The sequence below is a fragment of the Methylomonas lenta genome, from assembly GCF_001644015.1.
GTDB lineage: Bacteria > Pseudomonadota > Gammaproteobacteria > Methylococcales > Methylomonadaceae > Methylomonas > Methylomonas lenta.
Genome location: NZ_LUUI01000076.1, coordinates 56164 through 79464, shown reverse-complemented (window position 1 = coordinate 79464; position 23301 = coordinate 56164). Strand labels below are relative to the sequence as shown.

The following is a 23301-nucleotide window of genomic DNA, read 5'->3' as shown; positions in this document are numbered from 1 at the left end:
GATCCCAAACGGAGATTCAGATTCCAAACAAATACTATTTTTCCGGCCTGCTTTAGTCAGCTGCTGACTGTCCGCCTGCCGTATAAACCAACGCGGCAGCAGACTTTAGCAATTCGGCGCGACTATCGATTTCAGTGTAACGGGCTCGGGCCAAGTCTTTTTGCGCCGTCAGCAGATCAATCACTGTGGAAAAACCGTGGCGGTAGGATTCCTGGGTCGCGGCGAAGGATTCTTCGGCGGCGCGCAGCAAAGCCAGAGCGAACTCGCGTTTTTCCAGCGCGGTTTTAGTGTCCGCATAGGCTCGCCAAATATCGCGCATGATTTCCAACCGCAGGGCCTCGACCTGAGCCTGACCGGCCTGTTGCTTAGCTTCGGCCTCCCTGACGGCGCTGCTGCGCTCGAAGCCGTCGAACAGTTTCCACTCCAAATTCAACATCGCGGTACCAACCAGATTGTCGGACGAGTAATTTTGTTTACTGGGCGGGTTGGTATGTACGTCGCCCCAGTATTGGTTACCAACATTGCCTTTGATTGATAGCTTGGGCCAAAACTCAGCCCTGGCCTTTTTCACTTCCGCTTCCCTGGCCCGCAATTCGGCAAGTTGCGCCATCAAATCCGGGTGCTGCGCCAGAGCATCATCAACTATATGTTCGACCGAAGACTCTAGCTTGTCGGGCAGCGCTACTTGACTCAGATCCACCATGTTGAGTGTTTGCGACGGTGAAACACCGATATTGGTGGTCAGCTCGGCACGCAGCTGTATCACCGAACCGCGCGCATCATGCAAGTCGTAGTTGGCTTTAGCCTGTTCCTGCATGGCTAACAACAAATCCGGCCTAGTGGCAAAACCTTGTTTGAGTTTGGCCTTGACTGCCTCGGCATTGGTTTTCGCCGCTTCGAATGTTTGCTGAGTCGCGGCGACTTTGGCCAGTGCTGCCTGATAGCTGAAAAAGCTGGTAACAACCCGATAAGCGATTTGTTGATGTTTACGCGTCAAGGCGAATTGTGCCACATCCAGACGTTCCAGACTGGCATCTACCAAGGCTTCGCGGCGGCCGAAATCGAACAGCGTCCAGGCCAATTCCAGACCACCGAAGGTACCATAACCGTGGCTGACCAGCGCGCTTTCCGGAATAGGAATACTGGTTTTGAAATACTGTCCGAACGCCAGTGCGGTCAGTGTCGGATACCAGGCACTGCGCTGTTTGTCGACCCGCGCGGCGGCGGCTTTGGCTTCCTGCCAGCTTTGCCGGGTTTCGGGATTTGTTTGCAAGGCCAGATCGACTAAAGCAGGCAAATCGTAGGTTTGCTGCTGGTCTGACAGTAACGCCACTGTCTCGGGATTGGGCGCCGGCAGTGCTGCGTTGTTAGCATGGTATTCTGACCAGCGTATAGTATGCGTACTTGGCTGCGCAGAGGGTACTGCATCGGTAATCAACGATGGCGGCGACTTACAAGCCGTTAATAAAGAGGCCACGGCCAAGGTCAGAATAATCTGCCGCAACCTTACTATGTAAACTGGAGACGTGTTAATCCAACTAGCGTTCGTAAATCGCGCGCAACGGAGAAATAGCGTCATCAATGGTTGCTCATTCCATAAGAAATTACTGATATAGTAACAGAACTGCCTAACCAAATTGGTGCAACAAATTAATAACTAACATCGAACAATATGCCGCCCCGTTAAGCTCCGGATCACATTAGAATAGCCCCAATTCGAGTTCATGTCTTGGGATTGATGTCTCGCCTGTTGTAATGCCCTGATATACGGTGGCCTAAAGTTTGCCGCCACCGACTAAAATTTAGATTTGTCTTTTTCCTGTGATGGAGGATCGCCATGAAGCCGATTGCAACGCTGACCAGAATGGCAACTGCCTTGACTTTACCGTTGCTACTGACCGCCTGCGATCCGATGCTAAGCCTGCAGGGTTCGTTCTGGCCTGCCTGGATCATTTGCATCCTCGCCGGATTGGCAACCAGCATGTTGTTGATGTGGCAACTGATCCGCCTGAGGCTGGCGCCCCATCTAGGCTCACCACTTTTGATCGCGCCGAGTTTATGGGCTTTGTGCACCTTTAGCATTTGGCTGTTGCTCTACTCACGCTAGGAATCGCATGGAAAACCCGCAAAATACCGACCAGCAGCGCCGCATCCTAATCGGCCGCGTGCTGGGCATCCTGATCGTACTTGGCGCGATTACCACCGGCAGCTTGGTCTGGCGGATCAATTTCCAACATCCGCGCACTAACGACGCCATGATCAGGGCCAACATCGTCGGCATCACCGCCGAAGTCAGCGGCCGTATCGTGGAATTGCATGTCGAGGACAACCAGTTCGTCCGTAAGGGCGAGCTGTTGTATGTCATCGATCCCCGCCCCTATCAGGCCAAACTGGATCGTGCCAAGGCCGAATTGATGCTGACGGAAAAAGAGGTCGATTCGCGGCGCGCCACCAGCAGCTCAGCGCAAACCGCCATCGAACGCCTGCAACACCAACACGCCGCTTCTGCGGCCGAAGTCAAACGCATCGAGGCCGAAGACAAATACCTGCATCATCGTTTGCAAGAACTCGAACCCTTGGCCGAAAAGCAATATGTGACGGGCGATCAGCTCAGACAGGCACGTTCCAGCCTGGATGCATCTCGGGCCGAGTTGGCGGACGCGCAAGCCAAACAACGCTCGGCAGCCAGCGCTATCGAGGAAGCCAAAAGTGAAAGCAGTCGAGCGCAATCCTTGATTGCCCAGTTCAACGGCATCAACGCCCGTGTCGAAGCGGCCAGAGCGCAGGTTACTAGCGCCGAATTGGAACTGGAATATTGTTTCGTACGAGCGCCCTTTGACGCCTACATCACCAACCTGAACACCCGCGAAGGCGAATACGCCAAAGTTGGCAGCCAATTGTTCGCCTTGGTCGACGACCGCCATTGGTATGTTATCGCCGATTTCAAGGAAACCTACCTGAAATCCATACAACCGGGCCGGGAAGCCGAAGTGTTCCTGGTGAGCTATCCCGGCAAACAGTTTCGCGGCGTGGTCACCGGCATCGGCTGGGCCAATTCACCCGACAATATCAAGCAACAAGGCGTACTACCCGAGGTCGAGCGCACCTTGAACTGGGTGGTTCTGGCATCCCGCTTTCCGGTCCGAATCGAAATTCTCGACCGCGACCCCGCATACCCGTTGCGGATGGGCATGACCGCCTTTGTAACTGTGCTCGATCAGCCTGAAAAGCCTGCAGTCTCGCCAGACCAGAGCAGTGTCCACCCGCACCCGCAATGAGTCACCACAACAAACAAAATACCTCGATCCACGGCCAAAGCCGGTTCTGGTTCGGTACCGGTCTGGCGCAATTTCTGGCAAAGGAGCTGCAGGACTTTCCCGGTCGGCGTGTCGCCGCTGTCCGTCTGTTCGCCGTCACGCTCATCATCGCCCTGGTTAGCCAAACTTTGCATGTGCCAGCCCTTGGCGCACTGGCTATTCTGATCAGCCTTAGTTATGACGCCTACGCCAACGCCGGGCAGTCGCTGGCTTTCGGCTTGCGCCAGCTATTTTATCTAATCGTCACCGTGATAATGTCGGTCTTGACATTGATGCTGGCTGGCAACGATGGCTGGTTGGTGCTGAGCCTCTCCTTCATAATCATGGCCTTGGCCTTGTTTCACGCCCGTTTGATTGCCTGGCCGACCGGAATTGCGTTGTGGTATTCGATTGCAGTGCTATATAGCCCGAGCACGACCGACGCAAACATTTACCAAGCCCTGTGGAATATTCCCATCATTGGCGGCTTGGGTTTGGGCACCTGGACGCTGGTACATCTAAGCATCAAGCCGCAGGACCCTCGCCAGCTGTTAACCGCAGGCATCGCCGCGCAACTTGCGTCAGTGGAAGCGATTTTCAGCAGTCGTCTCGCCGACGCCGGAGTTACAGGCCAACAAAAAACGCTCCACAAAGCGGCGGGCGCTGGCCAGTTCGGCAAGTTGCAAGCGTTACTCGGCGACGCGGAACTGCTATATCCATCCATACGCCGGCAACACGACATATATTTGAATTTGTTGCTGGAAATTGACGGATTACACCAATTGGCGGTCTGGCTGGATCAAAGCCTGGAGGCGGACTATCGCAAGCAAGCAATGAATCCGGAAAAGCTGCGCGTCTATTTGGCGCTGCAAAAGGCCTGCTCCCTAGTGCGGTTGAGCGTGGAAGAATACCGCAATGTTTCCGAGCCCATCGACGTTTTACTCAATAACGAGATACTCCACGCCTATTCGCGCTTAAGCCATCCTTCGGTATTGACCGCCTTTTGGCAAGCTTTGCAAAGTATTGCCGCCTTGAACAGCCAAATGCATCATCCCGATGCTTACAGCAGCCAGCATACCGAGCCGGAGGATGAGGACACAGCAAACTGGCGGCCGGCCTGGCTAGACTACGAGTTTTGGGCAAGACATGCCGACAGTTTGCAATTCGGCATTAAATTTTCCCTGGGTGCGATACTATGCATGCTGATCGTGCAAGCCCTGGATTGGCCCGATATCAATACCGCAATCCCTACCTGTCTGGTTGCTGCGCAAACCAGCCTTGGTGCCGATTACCGACTCTCGCTGTTGCGGATATCGGGGGCTGCCATTGGCGGGTTGTGCGCCTATTTTTACGTACTGGTATTCCAATCGCAGTTCGATACCATCATCGGTTTCGCACTGAGCACTACGCCGTTCTGGGCCTTATCGGCCTGGATAACCGCAGGTAGTGATCGCATAGCCTACCTAGGCCGCCAACTAGGCTTTTCCTTCGCCCTATTTGTCTTGCACGATTTTGGCCCGGTCACCGATCTCTACCTGCCGCGCGACCGAGTGATTGGCATCATGCTGGGTCTGATCGTCATGGGTGTACTCGACTACGCGCTCTGGCCTAGGCGTTCCGTGGTTCTGGCGCGCCACCATTGCATTTCGGCCTTACGCACTCTGTCAAAATTCACCGTACGTTTACCCGATATAGGTCATCTGATGAGCTATATCCTACCGCTACGTTTGGCGGCGGAGAAGGATTTAAAGACCGCGCAAGACTTGTTGGCACATGCATTGTTGGAACCGGACGCCCGCTCGCAGACCAAGACTCGCGAAAGAGCGGCATTGCAGACAATTATCCGCGATGCGAATCAGCTGTCCGCGCTATTACAGGTCAGAAAACGCTACCGATTGATGAGCGGCCAGCAGTTCGACACTTTTCCCGCCGAACTGCAGCAACATAGCCGCACGCTAGACTCTGCACTGTCGCTAGCGCTAGAGCAGATCGCTCAGATTTTAGACGGTGAACGTCTGGATAGGGTAAAACAGACCACTGAGGCGCAGGTTCAGCTTAAACAAAGCTATATTGAACATCATGGTGTCGACAGCCTGTCGGCTGATTGGGCCTTGGAATGGGAATTGCGCTTCATGCTGGACGAGCAAATCACGGCCTTGATCGAAAATATGCAACAAACTGCGCTAAATTCGGGGTTAAAGTCCTAAGATCAGCGTCCAAAATTGCTTCGTAAAAAAACGGTATCAATGTTGTTCATGACATAAGCTAACGGTAGTTTAATCATCAGGCAGCAAGCGGTCCGTTCGAGTACAGCGTTTACCAGACTTAAATCATCATAACGCTCAATGAGCAGACAATGGGGGCCCGCCGGTTAAACCTGAATACGATGAAATGCTAGCTGATATGAGCCGACTGCAAGCGGCTCTAGGACAGAAAAAACCGCTTATCGATAAGGCTGTAACTCGTGATGTCAGGCGACACCATTTCATGCTCAAAATAGGTGTGTTTTTTATGCGGGTGGTTCTGGAGGAAGTTGGCAGGCTTCAAATAATCTGACGAGTTCTAAAAGACAAGTTGCACCGGTTTTTTCCATGACGTGCGCCCGGTGAACCTCGACGGTACGATGGCTGATGCCCAATTGGTTGGCGATTTCCTTATTGGAATGTCCCGCTACCACCAGTGATACGATCTCTAATTCACGGGCGGTGAGTCCATATTGGCAACTACAATGCGCATGCACTTCCTTTGCCTGTTCTTGTTTCAAAGATTCTTGCTGCAGTGCCATCTGAATGCGTTCGATCAAAAGCTTGCTGGGAACAGGCTTGGTCAGAAAATCAATTGCGCCTGCTTTGATGACACGAACGGTTGTCGGTATATCGCCATAGCCGGTCAGGAAAATAATCGGTAAATGAATATTCCGGCTGAGGAGTTCGGCTTGCAATTCGTCGCCAGTCATATCAGGCATATTGAGATCGAGCAGCAGGCAGCCTGACATGCCAGGACAATAGGTTTGTAAAAAGTGCTCGGCACTTTCAAAAGCCTGAAAGGCCAAGCCGGCGTTCTCCATGACTTGTCCAAGGCTGTCGCGAACCGCATCGTCGTCGATGATAAACACGCAAGGTGGAGCTCTCATTTCTCGAAGGGTAAAGTAAAGTGGATCGAGATGCCAATATCAGCATTTTGTTCCGCCCATAATTTACCACCATGGGCTTCAATCAAGGCGCGACTAATAGCCAAACCCATTCCTAATCCTGTAGTTTTTGTGGTGTAGAAAGGTTGGAATATTTTTTTTAGGGCGGCAGTGTCGGTGACGCCTACCCCACTATCACACACCGACACTAATACCATGGCAGGATCAACGTCGAAGGGACGGGTTGTCACCGTCAATATACCGGCATCTTTACCCTCAACCTGCATAGACTCCAAGCCGTTGCGCACCAAATTAATCAACACCTTTTGGACTTGAAGAGCATTAGCCATGACCGGCGGTAAATCGGCGGTAAGATTCATCTCTATTTTAAAAACGTCTAAGAGTCCATCCGCTTTCACAATCTCGATCGCTTTATGCACCGAACTATTGATATCCATAGCCTCGCTGGTCGTTTCGCCTTTTTGTAATAAGGTTAATAATTGTCGTATCACTTTACCGGCACGTTGCGCTTGCTGAGAACAATTTCCCATGATTTGAGAGAGCTTTTCCGGGTTGGAATTACCCGTTTGTAGCATATGGGTTGCCACATCGGCATAAGAGCAGATGGCTGTCAGAGGCTGATTCAACTCGTGGGCTATGGCTGCTGCTGTCTGTACCGCAACATGTAATCGAAACGATTGTTCCAATTCCACTCGCCGCTCGTTGATTTCCTTTTGCATCTTATAGTCGGTAACGTCTAAATTGATACCCAGCATTCGAGAGGGTCGATTGTTCTGGTCGCGTAACAAGCCGCCTCGAGAATGAATCCAACGGTAGGAGCCATCTTTGTGTTTTAGACGAAACTCCAAGTCATAATTATGCTGATGGCCGGAGATATAGTTTTTTGCAGTTGCCCAAACCATAGCACGGTCATCCGGATGCAAGCGACTCTCCCATTCTTCCCAGCGGTTAAGTAAGTTGTCCTCAAAGCCGATTTGACGTTTCGACTCACTTGATAAAAATAACTCACTAGTCAGCGGATTCCAGTCCCAGCAACCCGCTTTGGCCTCTTCGATAATCAGCGCAAGTCGTGCTTCACTCTCACGTAATTCATCTTGAGCCTGTTTGTGTTCGGTAATATCCAGATGAGTAATCACGACGCCTTCCGAATCGTGGCTCATACGTTTGGCATTCATCAGAAACCAACGATTATTGGCGGAAGTGTGGCATAGGTATTCCATTGCAAATTCATCTTGCCGTCCAGCCAATATGGCTTCTAGTCCTGCGAGTGCCTTACCCGAATAAGGTTCGCCAACCTTAGAGGCTTGGCGGCAAACGTGAAGATAATTCGCCCCTATGCATACGTCTTTGGGTTTGCTGCTATTTTCTAACGCGAAACGTTTCCACGGTTCGTTCACTGCTATCACTTCACCGTGGTTATCCAGTACTGCAACATGTTCGGGTAATGAGTTCAGCAGATTACTTACAAATGCCTCACTTGCTCGCACAGCCGCCTCGGCTTGGTGGTATGCAGTTATATTCTCGGCAGAGATAATAATCCCACCGATTTCGCCCTCCTGATTTGTCCACGGATAAACAGCCCAGCGCAACCAAAGCTGACTGCCATCGGACTGTATCCAAAGGTCTTCGTCATTTTTCAAGAACGCGCCGGCTTGTGCTTTGCGGTGAATCTGTTTCCACTCCGCCGGAATATCCGTGTGAAGGTCATAGTGATTGCGACCAATCAATTCAGGGTATCCACGTCCAAAATCGTCTATCCAGCGACGACTGGTGACTACATAGTTCATATCCCGGTCAAACATCGCAATACTGATAGGTGCTTGATCGACGAACAGACGAAGCTGATCTTGACTCATTTTTAGCGCTTCTTCAGCCCGTTTGCGGGCGCTGATGTCACGGCTTACAGTGGCGAATCCAACCTGATCACCTTGATTGTTTTTAATGCTAAACACATTGTAAATCATCCAGATGGCGGCGCCAGTCTTGAAATGGCGGAAGCGGATTTCCACATTGCCGGATTGCTCCTTTGGTAAACGCGGTAAGAATTCTTCGATGATAAAGCGTTGATCTTCGGGAAAGAAAAATTCCTGGACTGGGGTCCGGCAGGCTTGTTCCAGGCTATCAAGGCCAACTAGGCGCATGCCGGCGGCATTGACATAGAATGAGGTAAAATTCATATCGCACATGCTTATGAATTCTTGGCTGTTATCTGCGAGGGAGACGAATTTTTGCCGCTCCAGTTCAACCTGTTTGCGTTCGGTAATATCCTGGGTAATGCCGAATCCACCTAACAATTTGCCCTTTTTATTGAACTCTAGCGTAGCTTTTTCTCGAACCCATTTCACCTGGCCGGTAATCACAATTCGATGTTCGATATCGTAGGGCTCGCCGTTCAAGGCTGCCTGCCACATCTTGTCGACGTAATCTCGGTCTTCGGGATGCACAGTGTCAAGAAAGGTCTCGTAAGTCATCGGCGTATCTGGGGGAATCCCGAATATACGATGATTTTGCTCCGACCACTGCAATTGGTTATGTTGCACATTCATTCGCCAACTGCCGATTTTTCCGACGCTTTGTGCGTGGTTCAAATTTTGCCGGCTTTCCTTCAACGCTTCGGCTAATTGCCGATTGAAGCTGGTTGTAACGAGCATAACCGCCGATACAAAACAAAAGCCGGCATTTAAAATCAAAATCTTATGCAGTTCAATTCCGGTCGGAAACAAAACGAATGCATTGACGGCGATTAAGGATAAAACTGCCGTAAGTGCGCCCGGTTTTAGACCAAGCCAGAAAGAGGCCTGGGCGATGCCAAAAAAAAACAACAAAAAAGCAGCTCTTTCGCCAATCAGAGGGATATAAAGAGTTGCAGTCGTTGCGGCAATAACAGTTATTAGTGCTAAACCATATCGCAACCAGGCGGGTTGTGCCGCAAAATAAAAGAAAACAGATTGGATTTGAAATCGCCCGTTTACCATCTGCTCTACGTCAGTTTAGGGGCTATTGCCGTTTAACATGGGTAACCATATGAAAGCGCAAACCAGAGCGATAGCACCTGCAAAATTACATTTTAGTTTGTCATATCGCGTGGCGATGGTTCTAAAATGTTTCAGCCGCGCAAACATGTTTTCAACGAGCTGGCGATACTTATCCAGACACCCATCCATGTCTTTATTCCCGACTGTTGAATCTTGTTTTCTTGGGATGAAGGGGATTGCACCTTGGTCTCGAATTTGGAACCATAATGGCTCGCTGTCATAGCCCTTGTTAGCAATCATGTAGTCAGCCAAGGGCAGTTTTGCCACAAATTCCGGCGCCTTTTTGCAATCATGCAGTTCGCCAGCTGAAACCGAGAACTGGATAGAAAGGCCGCCGGCATCAGCTGCCATATGGATTTTGCTGGTGTTGCCTGCAACAATGATTCATGCTGTATTTCCAGTTCAATCTGATACATCTGCAGTTCGTGAAAGATCTTCTCTGGCGCATCCTCAGAACAATGGCTTCTTGCTGTACTTACGAGTCTTTTCTGCGCTTCTTGTCGAAAAAGACTTTGGGTGTGTGCAGACTTGTAACGCGTTTCAGTCATGAGGCATCTTCCATTTCAAAAGGAATTGAGGCAACTTTAGGCTTTTTTTTTGGGGGGGGGGGACTTGAATCAAGCCGTACGTGCGACTTTTGCTTGCTGGGAAGCTCTGATTTAGTAAAGTTCGCAATTAACAATCGGGTTTTCCACGCCTGGCTTAAGGCTAAATTATCTCACCTTGGTCCACCCAATGCGTCAATACAGCAACCCAGCATCCTCCCCCCCCTTCTAGACGAAAAGTATGCTGGCAAAAAAACAACCCTGTCAAATTAATCTTTCAAGCTGTAAGGTTTTGTAGAACGCTAAAGCGTCTAAATAGGCAGTAGAAATAAGCCAGATTGCTGCTTTCGCGGAAACGATAAAGCAAGGGGTTTTCGAAGCTCCCTAAGTAGTAGCACGTATTCTTGTCCGTTAGGTGATGTGATAAAACACTACGCATTAGTAAAGTTTTACCGTTTTAGCTACGAGAGAACGTACTTCGGACTATTGTCAAATAACCTGGAAGTGACTGATGACTGAAATCGACAATCCAAGACAAAACCAACTTCTGGCAGGGCTGCCCAAAAAAAATTATGCGTTTGTTTCAAGTCTGATGGAACGGGTTGAACTATCTAGTGGCGACATTCTGAATGAACCCGGCGAGGCATTGCGCTATGCCTATTTCCCTATAACCGGCATCATCTCCAACCTGTATTTCACCGAGGATGGCGCTTCTAGCGAACTGGGGATGATAGGCCACGAAGGGATGCTGGGCATCTCGCTGTTCATGGGCGGCGAAACCATGCCGCATCAAGCCGTGGTCGTGATGCCAGGATATGCCTATCGCTTGCGCAAACATCGATTTGAGCAGGAAGTCAACCGGCTAGGCGGGCAACGCAGTGGGGCGCTGCATTTCATTTTACTCCGTTATACCCAGGCATTGATTACGTATATGACGCAGATAGCGGCCTGCAATCGGCATCATTCAATTGACCAGCAACTCTGTCGCTGGCTGCTGCTAATCCTCGACCGACAACGCGATAGCCAGATAAACTTAACCCAGCAATCGATCGCCACCATATTGGGTGTGCGCCGCGAAGGCGTCACCGAGGCCGCCGGGAAATTACAGCAAGCTGGCGTAATTCGTTACTGTCGTGGGCGCATCAGCGTGCTGGACCGTGCCGGCTTGGAAGCACAAAGTTGTGAGTGTTATCAGGTCATCAAAACCGAGTTTGACCGTCTGCTTTCTATTCACCCTATGCCGTCCCCAAGGCTAAAACCGATTACAACTGTATATACGCAGACAAATGCCAACAATATCAGGAGGCACTTAGCATCTGGCTGATAAAACTGTTCGGCCAGTGGGAAATAATCTTACATCTGCGGATTGCAAGATCATTTCAGCAATTGAAATCTAGTCACCGATAAGGGGGACGATGCTATGAATACTGTATCTGCGAAATCCAATATCTATTTATTGTCTACTGACAATGACCTAGTTAACCGTGAGGCTTACAAACAGGCTTTCGGCACGTTTCAGGAACAGCATTCGGAATCCTTCGAAGAAGATACCGGCCATCATAGTCTTGAACTTGCCAGCATCCATCAGTCCGAGTGTGTGCTGTTGGACCAGCATCTACCTGATACCGCAGTTCTCAGCGAACAAGCGGAAAATGTCAGCAAACCTAACATACCTGCCGCAATGCAGACAGAATTGATTGATGCATTGCGTGAACAGCGTGAACAACAAATGCTTCTGGAGAAGACTGTAGCATTGGAGCAATTGCGTGAGGCTGAGGCCAAATACCGAACCTTGGTAGAACAAATACCGGTCATCACTTATATCGCCTCACTAGAAACGCCGGTAAAGCTTTTATATGTCAGCCCGCAGATATCTCAACTGGGTTTTCCCGCGGACGATTGGCTTGCTGAGCCGCAAGGTTTGCTTAAACGGGTCCATCCGGACGATCTGGCCGCAACCATAGAGGCCTACACCTATACCTATGAACACCATGTACCTTTACGCTGTGAATACCGCTTAACCAAACATGACGGACAAAGCCGCTGGTTTCTGGACAAAGCCATTGTGGTGCGTAATGAAGCAGGTGAAAGTATGTTTCTACAGGGTGTGTTGGTTGATATTACTAAAGATAAAGAAATCGAGCAGGAACTGAGTTATTACCGGCAGCGCCTCGAAGAAATGGTGTGTAATCGCACAGAACAGCTGGAAAAACAATGCGTCATCCTCAAGTCCGCCAATGCGAGTCTTGGCGCAACCTTAGGCAAGCTCAAACGCGCAAATACAAAAGTACGAAACAGTGAGCGGCGTTTCCGCTTGCTGTTGGACGCGACCAGCGAAGGCATTGTCGGTTTTGATGCCGACGGACATTGTAGTTTTGTCAACCGGGCTGCGCTAATCATGTTAGGTTACGCCGAGAAAGACCTTCTAGGACAAGACATATTGTCTACGATAGACCAACCCAACACAGACGATTTTACTTTACCGATAGAAGCTCTAGTACACTCTAACCTAAGCCAAGGCCTCGCGTCCGAGCTTTGTCTCACTAGCTTTAAGCGCAAGGATGGCCATTCTTTTCCAGTCGAATATTCGTTTTATCCTGTCGAGCCAGAAAGACTTATCGACAATGCGGTGCTGGTTTTTTTGGACATGACAGCATCTCACGCTCAAATTCAGAGTTTGGAGTATCAGGCTAGCCATGATCCCCTGACAGGACTCGTCAATCGGACAGCATTCGAACAACGCCTGTCCAGAGTGCTGGAAAGTGCCCAAAGCGACCATTCTCAACATGCGCTCTGCTATCTTGATTTGGATCATTTTAAGTGTGTCAACGACATCTGTGGACACGCTGCCGGGGACGAATTACTCCGCAGACTAAGTGGCGTGTTGACTTCCAAACTGCGTCAACGCGACACCCTGGCAAGGCTGGGCGGCGATGAGTTCGCTTTATTGCTGGAACACACCACGCTTAATCAAGCTCGAAATATCGCTCATGAGCTGTGCGAAAGCCTACGCAACTTTTGCTTTACTTGGGAGGATACCGATTTCTCGATTAGCACAAGTATTGGGTTGGCCATAGTGACTCGTAACGTTCGAGATGCCGGTGAGTTTTTAAATAACGCGGATAGCGCGTGCTACAGAGCTAAGAAAAAAGGCCGGAACCGGGTAGATGTCTTTATACCCGACAATATCAAGCATCTTGACCAATTTGTCCGCCGCAACTCTTAACCCAACTTCGTCACCCTAGCCTCTCTAAGTCAAGGACAACAGGTCAAACAGCGTGCTCTGCTGAAAAATGCCAGCGCTCCTACATTTTCTATATCCAAATCAGCCGACTACTAAAACCTCCTGCCTTAGCATAGCGCTTAAATTGTTTATTGGTCATTAAATTGACCAATTTGGGTCATGGCATCAGTACAACACTTAGTCTAAGCTGACAACCAATAGTATTAGGATTTGATCCCAATAATCCTGTGATAGATGTGTGGATGTCAATCTGGATAATTAGCTTTTAGCTCTGCTATATCTTGGCATTCTATAGAATATTAAGAATCATTATTCAGCACGCCTTGTCGGGTCGATAAATGATGATGTCTTATCGAGATTGCAAGCTTAGACGAATTTATAATATTTGCTGCATAAATTAGTCAAAAATTAGTTATTGACCAATTAGTAATTATTTTTTGGGTTAGCAAACTAGTCAAAGGCGTTAGTGACTGTTTGATTATGAATTATTAAGGCATTCTATAATCCTTACATGAAAGGAGCCAACATGACTGAGCTAGATAACTCTCTCGAGCTGAAAACAAAAAGCAGCTCTTCTGCGATGAATAAGCTTTCATCTGTTCTTGCAGCTGCAGTTATGCAGCGAATAAACCTTCCAAAATTAATATCTGCATCCGGCAGTGCAAATTCTATAAAAATAGACCAAATTAGACTAAATGACACATCGGTTGACAGCGTGGATGTTTTGGATGTTAAAACTGAAGTGGATACCGGTACAGTAACTATGGAAAATGCAAGGGCAATAGTCAGTTTGAACCTGCGCTTTAATTTTGGGGTTCATATTCCCCTTCCATGGCCGTTTGATGATATTGATTTTAGTGACAGTATATCGCTTGGAGGTATAACCTTTCCATTCGATATTGGAGACATATCAATTCCTGAGCTAAACAATGTAGATCTTGAGATACCTTCAGCAACACTAATAGATATTCAGGTATCACTCGAGCCTGTCAATAATCTCCATTTGGGTGGCGCTGTATTCAATGGTTTAGAGCTTGATAATACCGTTTTGCCATCCGCAGGATTTGGACTGGGTGGGATGAGTCTGGGGGCGTTAAGTTTATCTGAGCTAAATATGCCATCAGTCTCTTCAGCACGTCTGTCTGTAAAGGGTTTTTCTCTGGATAATACTCTGCTGCTTCCCTCGATTTCTATTGAAGATATAAAATTGCCGGCAACATCTGCAGCACGGGTTACTACAACAGCGCCTGTAGTAGTTCCCGGTGTCACCTCGGAAACCCGAAATATTCCCTTAACTTCCGGTCTCCTTAATACCAGTATAGACATATCCCCTACCCTGACGATTGCAATCAGTTCTATGGTTATCAATAACATTTCAGCCGTTTCAACCATCAGCAAGATCGATATACGTGACATACGATCAACAGTGCAGGTTTCAGGCGTTACTGCGGACGGTATAGAACTGAATAGTGTAGAACTGGAGAGTATTACTACGACAGCATAATAAATTTAAACCTAATCTAACCGGAGACAATAACATGATGGAGAATGACTCATCTTATAGTGAATTTGAATCTTTATGGCAACAGGCAAACAATCCGCAGCAACCTACTCAGGTAGTTGAGGTTGGAGGGATAGATACCGATATCCAGATTGTGTCATTGTTACAACAGCTTTCCCAGTTAGCGGATAGTCTGAATAACGCCGACATTATTGATACCCATCAGCATGATCAGATGCTGACGTCCATTGCACAATTGAAAGAAGTTATACAGACAATTGACCCGCAAGTGTTATCCAAAGTAATCGGGTCTTTAAATTGATTTAATCACTCAATGGAGCGAGGAATAACGATGTCGAACTCATTAAATACCATGGTTAATCCACAGCTGGATAACAGTCTGCTGGAATCACTCACCAGCGCTGTATTACGTAGAATTAATATAGCTCAAATAGCTTCGATGCAGGGGCGAGCTAAGTCGGTAAATATTGATGCAGTTACCTTCGAGGATACAAACGTAGAGCAGGTTAATATTGAAAATCTATCAACCAATATTAAATGTGGGGCTGCCATACTGCGAAATGTTCGGATGATTCTTGAGCTGCATTACAAAGTTAACTGGTCATATGATTTAAAGTGGCTGGGTAGCAATAGCGGTATCAAAGAGCTCGGGTCTAAAGCCAAACCTATCCCGTTACATGATATTCACATTCCGGCGCTTCAGGACATAGCGCTGGATATTCCACAGGCTGAAATAGAAGATATAGATGCCGAGATACAGCCAGTTACTAATTTCAGTCTTGGCGGCATAGGTTTTGAAGACTTAGCTATTAACAATACAAACCTTCCTTCCGATGGTTTTAGTCTATCAGGCATGGGTTTTAAATCATTCAAACTGGATACGTTTGGAGTACCCGCCAGCGACAGCGAAGATTTAACAATTAGTCAATTTACGCCGGACAATCGTGTCAGTTTGCCGACCATTTCAGTAAGCGGGATAAATATACCTTCAGTTGCTATCGATGATGTCGTATCTGATGGCGCTGTTTCGATAATGGATATACAACCTGAAGAATTTGAAGCGCCGGTGTTTAAAATAGGCGAATATTTTAAAGCCTATTTTATCGTTACACCGGTTCTTCATTTTCAGATAGGCGAACTTGTATTGTCTGATCTGAAAGCCTCTGCGTCCATTGGCTCTGTTAGTGTAGAAAGGGCGAGTTCAGGTATAGTCGCGAAAGGAATAAAATTGGATGGTTTAATTCTGAACGAACTCACGGTTAATCAGGTAAAAGTTTAATACGAAAATATTCTTAATTTGAAACATATAGCAATTAAGCGAGGCCAAAATGACTCAGATACAGGATGCCAACGATCGTTTTAATACCTTATGGGAAGATATTGGAGCCAAGCGCATGACTATTGGTGATGAGGAAGATGGCGTAGAAATCGTTATTGATGAGGATCTTTCAATATTCACCATTCTGGACAAGTTGAAAGAGGAGTCTGAGTTAAGTCATAGGAAAGGCGAACTGAGTAACGAAGACTTCCAGGCGGTGAAAAAAGGAGCGGATGCTATCAAGGACGTGCTGGATGGGGGGGTACATAACCGGTTGAGTGATCATTTCAAAAGACTTATTCATAAATAGGCCATCTTGAAACAAGGCGGATTGCCTCATCTCATAGACATCGGACGATCACCAAATGATTTTTAATATCAACGAATAGGCTGAAAGCTGTCAGTCTATTTAAGTATTATAGTTCTACTAAAAATCACAAATGGCAAACGGAAAAAACAGGCCTTACTTTACTATTTTGCATTTTTTTAAATGGAGAATGACATGGAAAACCCAATCATTATGGCTATTGGTTTGGACTACACGGGAGATAAGGAATTGCAGAACAAAGAACCTCCGTGTGTAAAAACAGTATTGCCAGTGCTTAATCCATTGCTGCCGATAAAAAGTATAGAAGCTTCTAAAGGGATACGGACTTTTAAGAATTATGATGAAGCAGAAAAGATTATCAAAAATATATATTCGCTTTCGTCGGTAATAAATAAATCCGCCGCCAAAGAGAGGTCATTATATTTTTACATCGTATTAATGGCTGATGACGACCCAGAAGACAAATACCCATCTGTTACCGCAATAAATATACTTAATGGCACTATAGCCGAAAAACAAGAACTCTTGCAAAACTATCCCGTGCGAGTTTATATCACCGGGGACGTCTATAAGAGCTTGGAACCTAAATTTCAAGATATGTATCATTCAGCTATTGAAGTAGCTGGCAATGAATTGCACCAGCGTTTCATCCAGGATGCCCAGCGATGTTTTGTGATCTCTCCAATAGGCGTAAAAGATAGTGAGCACCGTAAGCGTGCCGACTATGTTTTCGAAACCTATATCAAGCCAGCATGCGAAGGAACGCCATATAGACCCGTTCGCGGAGAAATGATGCACGGCTCCCTCGTGGTGCCGGAGTTAGTAGACGCTCTACAATCTGATCCAATGGTCATCACATATCTTGGCCATCGTCCTGCAAAATATGGGTGGAATCCTAATGTAATGCTGGAATTAGGTGGCCGATTATTTGGAAATAACAACGCACCTTGTGTAGTCATAAAAGATAGCACGTCAGAAGGTAAACCTTATGATTTACCCTTTGATCTGAAAGACGTTCGAGTTGTAGAAATACCTGAACATGAAGAAGAAGATTTGGGACAAGGAGCTGTAAAAATAAGAACCATCCGGGAAGCAATCCTCGCCGTGATAGATAAAAACCCATGGAAATGTCTTTATCCGGTCGCTAACGTCGATATAAAAATTGGTGATTCAAATGATCGAACATCTAAATATACCGAAGCGTCCAACGAATTGGAGACACTGTTTGAATTAGAAGGAATAGCCGGAAGAGAAGTATTGCTAGTTCTAGAAGCTATTATGGAAAAAATGCCCGAATGCCAACGCGAGCCATTTATAAATGAGCAACAGGATTTAATCGGGAGGCTGATTACGAAGGGACTAGGATCTCAGAGAATGTACGCTACTGTACCGATTGTTTTCGAAAAGCATGCAACTTATCCAGGCCAGGCCTTTCTGCCGATTATAGTAAGATATTTTTATAACAAAATAACTGATACTTTAAGGTTATCAGTAGTTTATTTTGATGTGACCGAAATTACCGAAAAGAACAGGGATGGATACTGGGTATGTAAGCTGGTCGGCAAAAAGCGCTTAGATTTCAGCGACCCATCATAATAAAATCAGCCCTATATAGCCACCATGAATACCATATATAGCCTTTCAAAATCTGAATATTACGCGCCTTTCCCCTTATTAAGGCTCAACGATGATTGGAAGGTTGTTGACATTAATCTGGCCGCACAGGTTCTATTCAAGCCAATACTTCATAACGGTTTTAACGAGTCAATAAACCAACTCGTTGCTGGTTTTCAGCCTCATGCGTTGGGAACTTCTGCTTCTTCAAATTACGCCAACCTGAATAGGGACGAACTCAAGGATGCAGTCACCGATACGGTCAATGGCACTATTGATTCAAAGGAATACGGCAAGGTTAATTTCAAGCTGACAATCATTAGTTTGCCTAGCCTAAATTTAGAGAATTCGCTTGAAAGGATAGCCTATGCCGAAATTAACACTATTGAACTCGATGAGACATTTCAAGATAACTTCCAAAGGGCGTTGCAACATCAGCTCATTTGGGAAAGTTATGCTGTTAGCTACGATTTTGTTTTAAACGAGCAGGATTACTATCGTGAAGTCCTAAACCGCCATATCATTGCATTATCTGAGAATGGAATAAATCGAGTCATTGATATTGGTGCAGGGACAGGCAATGTGACGATACCTCTTTTGGAAGCAGGACGTTCAGTAACAGCTATCGATAACAGTAGAGCCATGCTCGACAAAATGCATTACAAGTTATCCGCCATGCATAATCCAGAAATCAAGATTTTACTGCAAAGCGCTGAAGACCTATCAGAATATCCAGATAACTTTTTTGATGGAGTCAATATTCTATTAGCTCTATTCGACATGGTTGATCCTGCGACCGCGCTCAATGCAGCAATCCGGGTACTGCGCTTTGGTGGAGTTATAATAATAACTGAGCCAAAGAAGACGTTCGATCTTTCCTCGCTTTTATATCAAGCCAAAAAATTTTTAGAGGAAAAAGGGCTATATGACAAGCTAAGTTCACATTGGGCATGTGTTACTAGGGCGAATAAAAAAATTGATCCATCGAAAAAATCGTCGTTATTTATTGAAGACATTGAAGAACGCTTGCTGATAGCCGGTTTTGAAGTTATCCAAATGAAAGATTCACATTTTGGAAATTGCGCGACTTTATGGGCTATTAAATCAGGCTAAGTTTTTACAAACTTACTAAGAGTCATAACTTGGCATTCCAGACATTAATTCCAATTATACGTACTGCGCGACCCGATGATGCACAGGCAATAAGCCGTCTCTATCATGATGCATATACCCCAGCAGATGGTGGTGATCCTCGAAAGTGTTATCCTTATCCACAGTTTCTTGAACCAGAATTGTTAGCGAGCATTCTCAAATGTGACTCGATACACTGGTTAGTGGCTGAAATCGACGATAAAATCGTCGGCACCATGGGGGCTATTGTAAATATCGGCAATCAGGAAGACAGGATCGCTGAATGTTTTGGATTCGTCGTGGACAAAGACTGGCGTTTCCAACATTTAGGCTCGAACTTATTCAGATCTTTATACGATTTTTTGTCTACAACCGGAAATGCTGAATTTATTATTGTTGAAGCCCGTACCGCAAATTCTGGTGGTTGGAAAATTGTCAGGCATTGCGATTTTATTCCGTTAGGTTTAGAGCCTTATGCGCACAAAATGCCTGTAGGATCGGAGTCCATGCTATTAACAGGTAAAATATCGGTCAATGCCCTAGCGCAACGTAATCTTTCGAATAACACATCCGATCAGGTTTATAGATTATCGCTTCCAATTCTCAGCAGTTTGGGTTGTATTCCTTTATCCATTAATAAGAACATATCTGCTTATTCTTTTTCGAATAATTTAGCTGTCAGTCAACTCTTATTACTAGATGATGGCTATGAACTTTCATTGCCAGAGTTGCAAGACAACACTTGCCATATTGACATATATGAAGAGGATGCAGCAAATGGGCCTCCAGCAAAATTAAGTATTTTAGCGCGGCATAAAGCAGGCATCGTTAGTCTACAACGGCTGGAAGGGAAAGATACTCAAGGCATTCGCTATCAAAGAAAATATTTTGTCGCTTATTTGAATAAACAACCCATTGCTTATGTATTTGTCGTATGGGATTTACTAGATCATCGTATGCGTATTCTTGATCTGAGGAGTCATATTGATGGAATTCAGGGAATATTAATCCAACATGCTTTGGAAATCGTAGTAGCCAAAATTGCGGACACTCCCCTGACAGTTGTTGTGGATATACGTGCAGATAATGTAAGACTAATTGCCACTTTGGAAACACTAGGTTTTTCTCCAACTGTATATTACCCTGCACTGATTGCTGAAGGCGCATATCGGGTCGATGCAGTACAATTTACTCGTTTGTATAATTTAAAGTATGACGAATGTCAGGGCTTAGTTGACCTCAAAGAATGGGCTTTAGCCTTTACCTTGGCATCCAAAATCACTATAAAATGAACATATGATGACTTGTTTTTATACCTAAAATCAGTACTCACTTGGCGACAACAAGCCGTGTGACAGCCTGTTCTTTTAAGATTATTTGTTCAGGAATCCTTACGCCTAGTCATAAGCCTTGGAGTTAACCAAATGAATAATAGAAGAATCTCAACAACCTTACTAATTTTTGCTGTACTTGGGGAGCATGCAAAACCGGGGAAGGCAGTCGAAGCCAATCTTTCGGTAAAGGAAAACATGTGTTTTCCGGCAGACTAAACATGGTTATTTTTGCTTTCTGACTGCTTAAAGGACAAGAACATGGCCAACCAGAGAATAGTGAACACCGATCCCATCATATTGTCTCAGAACGAACTTGAGGAATTAGTTGACAAGAAAGCAACATGCCCATTTATTGGGACGGCGGTCATGGCTAGAGAACTGCCCGTTCGAAACAACGCCCATCAACCACTCGCTAGCATTGAAGATGTCGTCCGCCTCGGGAATTTGGGAGGTGGTGACTTAGGACAAGTTTTGGAAATTTTTGCCAAGGGAAACCATGCCTTCATGCTTGGTAACCCAAACAAATTAGATAAACCTGTCCCTGCGGATCAATTCAGCCTGGATTTCCCAAGCTCCCAGGGTTCGCACTCTGGACATAGCGGAATTTTGCAAGGAGATCCGCGTGTTTTGGATTCAGGCCGGTTTAGCCTAAAGGATTTCAAACGACTTACCGATAAGGCAACAAACGGTTTGATCACGCTATCTGCTGTAGGCAAGTTTATTGCGGAGAACCTGGACCTGGACACTACCTCGAAAGTAGACGAACCGGACCTCGTCTTTGTATTTGGCAAAGATCTGGTAGAGACTGCATTACAAGGAGGGGCATTTCTTTTCGAACAACTGACAAATGTGGTGACAGGAAAAAATATGTCAGACGAGGCAAGAAAACTAGCCGAGAAAATGACAAAGTTAGCCGGCGAGAACAACTTGCTCGGTTCCGCGGGAGAGTTTGGGTTGCTGTTCGCGTTTTTTGCCAATAAGCCTGGGGCACAGATGGTCGAATCAGAGCCAGCGTTATCTGTTGAAGACTTGACGTTGATATTTGAACACAAGCAGTTTCCACCAGGTTGGAAAACCTGGAAGAAAACAGCTTCAAGCTGGGTTACGAACACCATTCATTTGGTAGCATCAGCCATAAAGGAGTTTGAAAAGCTTCCGCACGCCTGAATTGACGGCTTACTACCGTAAAACTCGTCCACCAGACTAAAAAACTCTGCACTGCGCATAGAGAAGGATGCTAACGCAAGCGTTTCCCGATAGTCGAACAGGGCAATCGCGCTTAAAACCACTTGAAAAAAGCGTCCAAAAAAGCGGCGGTCTATATGGTCAGTGCCTAGGCGCAGCAAAACAGTTTGGTCCTTGACCAAGTGAAAGTTGATAACAAATCGAATGAAATCACGGCTTGCATCTCTTTGCACAATAAAAAACCCGCTAAGCCAGACAGCTTGCGGGTTTTTGCATCTCTTTGCACTTCCGTGCATTCTCAAATGGTACCGATGGGCGGATTTGAACCGCCACGGACTACGTCCACCACCCCCTCAAGATGGCGTGTCTACCAGTTTCACCACATCGGCTTTAAATTTACTTTTTTTGACTATTCTACTTCCTTAATTGCTGGATCTTCCGGCAAGGCGGTAAGTGGTATTGCATCAGCAGCAGGAGCTTGAGTTAGTGGCACATCTGATGGCTGTTCTTTTACAACAGGTGCGTCCATGATGATGTCGGATTTTTTGACATGATAGCCGCTCAACACAGCCAGACCTAAGCTGGTCATGAAAAACAAGCTGGCAAAAATAGCGGTGGATCTGGATAAAAACGATGCAGAACCTTGAGCACCAAAAACCGATCCTGATGCACCACTTCCGAATGCAGCGCCGGCATCAGCGCCTTTACCCTGCTGCATCAGAACCAGGCCGACAATCCCAATACCTAAAAGGATGTGAATAACAATGACAATTTGATACAGCATATTAATCCTAAAGCAAAAATTCTAAACTGAATGACAAATCTGCAGGAAACCTTTTGCATCCAACGAAGCACCGCCTACTAAGCCGCCATCAATATCAGGCATGGCGAAAAGTGCTTTTGCATTGTCTGGCTTGACGCTACCACCGTACAGAATCTGTACTTTTTCGGCGATAACGGGGTTTCTTGCTGCGATACGTTGACGAATATATTGATGAACTTCTTGCGCCTGTTCGTCGCTGGCGGTTTTACCGGTGCCAATAGCCCAAACGGGTTCGTAAGCAATGACAGCATTTTCAAACGCTTCAATACCAGCAGCTTCGATAACAGCATCCAGTTGTTCATCAACGACTTGGAATGTTCTGTCTTGCTCACGCTCTTCCAGGGTTTCACCCACACAAAGAACAGGAATCACATTTTGTTTTTGAGCTTGGCAAAAACGGCTGGCTACTGTTTGATTGGTATCACCGTAGTAAGAACGTCTTTCTGAGTGACCCACTAAAGCATACTTGCAAGCACAATCAGCCAACATGGCAGCCGAAATTTCGCCTGTGTAAGCACCTGAAGCTTGATCAGCTACATTTTGTGCGCCCAGTGCGATCGGTGATGCAGCCAATGCGCCACGAACATCTGACAAATAGACAAATGGAACGCAAACCGCAACTTCTTGGCTAGTGGCATTCAATCCTTCAGCCAATGCTTTCGCAAGTTGCACACCCTCTTCCCGAGAGCCATTCATTTTCCAGTTTCCCATAATCAAAGGTTGCCGCATCACATACTCCAGGCTAAATAAAGCCGACTATAATAAACCCTGAAGG

At 46.6% G+C, this 23301-nt stretch carries 19 protein-coding genes, 1 tRNA gene and 1 pseudogene; 13 read left to right on the top strand and 8 right to left on the bottom strand.

Features of this window, described 5'->3' with window-relative positions:
• Window positions 1-52: 52 nt before the first annotated feature.
• The gene (locus A1359_RS05055; protein WP_232322123.1) at window positions 53-1504 is read right to left on the bottom strand and encodes a TolC family protein; all 1452 of its coding nucleotides are present in this window, start codon (window positions 1502-1504) and stop codon (window positions 53-55) included.
• 333 nt (window positions 1505-1837) lie between these two features.
• Here A1359_RS05055 and A1359_RS05050 point away from each other — a divergent pair, with 333 nt between their 5' ends.
• The 3 genes from A1359_RS05050 to A1359_RS05040 are packed head-to-tail and all read left to right on the top strand — an operon-like array spanning window position 1838 to window position 5503.
• Window positions 1838-2107: a YtcA family lipoprotein gene (locus tag A1359_RS05050; protein WP_066978912.1), complete on the top strand. Its 270-nt coding sequence runs from the start codon at window positions 1838-1840 to the stop codon at window positions 2105-2107.
• A 7-nt stretch (window positions 2108-2114) separates the two neighbouring features.
• Window positions 2115-3278: an efflux RND transporter periplasmic adaptor subunit gene (locus A1359_RS05045; protein ID WP_066978908.1), complete on the top strand. Its 1164-nt coding sequence runs from the start codon at window positions 2115-2117 to the stop codon at window positions 3276-3278.
• Window positions 3275-5503, top strand: a complete 2229-nt coding sequence (locus A1359_RS05040; RefSeq protein ID WP_066978905.1) for an FUSC family protein — start codon at window positions 3275-3277, stop codon at window positions 5501-5503. The genes A1359_RS05045 and A1359_RS05040 overlap by 4 nt, the downstream gene beginning before the upstream one ends.
• A gap of 302 nt (window positions 5504-5805) precedes the next feature.
• Here the strand turns inward: A1359_RS05040 and A1359_RS05035 are convergent, their stop codons facing one another.
• The 3 genes and pseudogenes from A1359_RS05035 to A1359_RS05025 all read right to left on the bottom strand — a co-directional run.
• Window positions 5806-6429, bottom strand: a complete 624-nt coding sequence (locus tag A1359_RS05035) for a response regulator transcription factor (protein ID WP_066978902.1) — start codon at window positions 6427-6429, stop codon at window positions 5806-5808.
• Window positions 6426-9422 carry a PAS domain S-box protein gene (locus A1359_RS05030; protein ID WP_066978899.1) on the bottom strand — a complete coding sequence of 999 codons (2997 nt, stop codon included), beginning with the start codon at window positions 9420-9422 and terminating at the stop codon, window positions 6426-6428. Before A1359_RS05030 ends, A1359_RS05035 begins: the two co-directional genes overlap by 4 nt.
• Before the next feature lie 15 nt (window positions 9423-9437).
• Window positions 9438-9860, bottom strand: a pseudogene (locus A1359_RS05025) (IS5 family transposase); the annotation flags it as partial.
• A 678-nt stretch (window positions 9861-10538) separates the two neighbouring features.
• On the opposite strand from A1359_RS05025, the gene A1359_RS05015 reads away from it, so the two are divergent.
• The 10 genes from A1359_RS05015 to A1359_RS04970 all read left to right on the top strand — a co-directional run bounded on the left by A1359_RS05015 (window position 10539) and on the right by A1359_RS04970 (window position 21685).
• The gene (locus A1359_RS05015; RefSeq protein ID WP_066978893.1) at window positions 10539-11351 is read left to right on the top strand and encodes a Crp/Fnr family transcriptional regulator; all 813 of its coding nucleotides are present in this window, start codon (window positions 10539-10541) and stop codon (window positions 11349-11351) included.
• Window positions 11352-11447: 96 nt separating this feature from the next.
• Window positions 11448-13253 (top strand): diguanylate cyclase domain-containing protein, encoded by a 1806-nt coding sequence (locus A1359_RS05010; protein WP_066978890.1) that lies wholly within the window; start codon window positions 11448-11450, stop codon window positions 13251-13253.
• 544 nt (window positions 13254-13797) lie between these two features.
• Window positions 13798-14775, top strand: a complete 978-nt coding sequence (locus A1359_RS05005) for a hypothetical protein (protein ID WP_066978888.1) — start codon at window positions 13798-13800, stop codon at window positions 14773-14775.
• A gap of 34 nt (window positions 14776-14809) precedes the next feature.
• Window positions 14810-15094 carry a hypothetical protein gene (locus A1359_RS05000; protein WP_066978885.1) on the top strand — a complete coding sequence of 95 codons (285 nt, stop codon included), beginning with the start codon at window positions 14810-14812 and terminating at the stop codon, window positions 15092-15094.
• Window positions 15095-15124: 30 nt separating this feature from the next.
• Window positions 15125-16072, top strand: a complete 948-nt coding sequence (locus A1359_RS04995; RefSeq protein ID WP_066978882.1) for a hypothetical protein — start codon at window positions 15125-15127, stop codon at window positions 16070-16072.
• Window positions 16073-16121: 49 nt separating this feature from the next.
• Entirely contained in the window at window positions 16122-16421 is a 300-nt protein-coding gene (locus A1359_RS04990; protein WP_066978879.1) for a hypothetical protein, read from the top strand.
• Window positions 16422-16613: 192 nt separating this feature from the next.
• Window positions 16614-18035, top strand: coding sequence for a hypothetical protein (locus A1359_RS04985; RefSeq protein WP_066978877.1), 1422 nt, complete (start codon window positions 16614-16616; stop codon window positions 18033-18035).
• 24 nt (window positions 18036-18059) lie between these two features.
• Window positions 18060-19166 carry a class I SAM-dependent methyltransferase gene (locus A1359_RS04980; RefSeq protein ID WP_066978874.1) on the top strand — a complete coding sequence of 369 codons (1107 nt, stop codon included), beginning with the start codon at window positions 18060-18062 and terminating at the stop codon, window positions 19164-19166.
• Window positions 19167-19195: 29 nt separating this feature from the next.
• A complete protein-coding gene (locus A1359_RS04975) occupies window positions 19196-20476 on the top strand; it encodes a GNAT family N-acetyltransferase (protein WP_198159277.1) in 1281 nt (426 codons plus the stop codon).
• A gap of 300 nt (window positions 20477-20776) precedes the next feature.
• Window positions 20777-21685 (top strand): hypothetical protein, encoded by a 909-nt coding sequence (locus tag A1359_RS04970; protein ID WP_066978868.1) that lies wholly within the window; start codon window positions 20777-20779, stop codon window positions 21683-21685.
• Here A1359_RS04970 and A1359_RS22285 read toward each other — a convergent pair.
• From A1359_RS22285 to tpiA, 4 genes are all read right to left on the bottom strand, one after another.
• A complete protein-coding gene (locus A1359_RS22285) occupies window positions 21634-21999 on the bottom strand; it encodes a hypothetical protein (protein ID WP_157200476.1) in 366 nt (121 codons plus the stop codon). The genes A1359_RS04970 and A1359_RS22285 overlap by 52 nt on opposite strands.
• Before the next feature lie 7 nt (window positions 22000-22006).
• Window positions 22007-22092: transfer RNA gene (locus tag A1359_RS04965), tRNA-Leu, on the bottom strand.
• A 20-nt stretch (window positions 22093-22112) separates the two neighbouring features.
• Entirely contained in the window at window positions 22113-22487 is a 375-nt protein-coding gene (gene secG / locus A1359_RS04960; RefSeq protein WP_066978865.1) for a preprotein translocase subunit SecG, read from the bottom strand.
• Between the two features lie 21 nt (window positions 22488-22508).
• On the bottom strand, window positions 22509-23255 hold the full coding sequence (gene tpiA / locus A1359_RS04955; protein WP_066978862.1) for a triose-phosphate isomerase: 747 nt from the start codon (window positions 23253-23255) through the stop codon (window positions 22509-22511).
• Window positions 23256-23301: the final 46 nt, after the last annotated feature.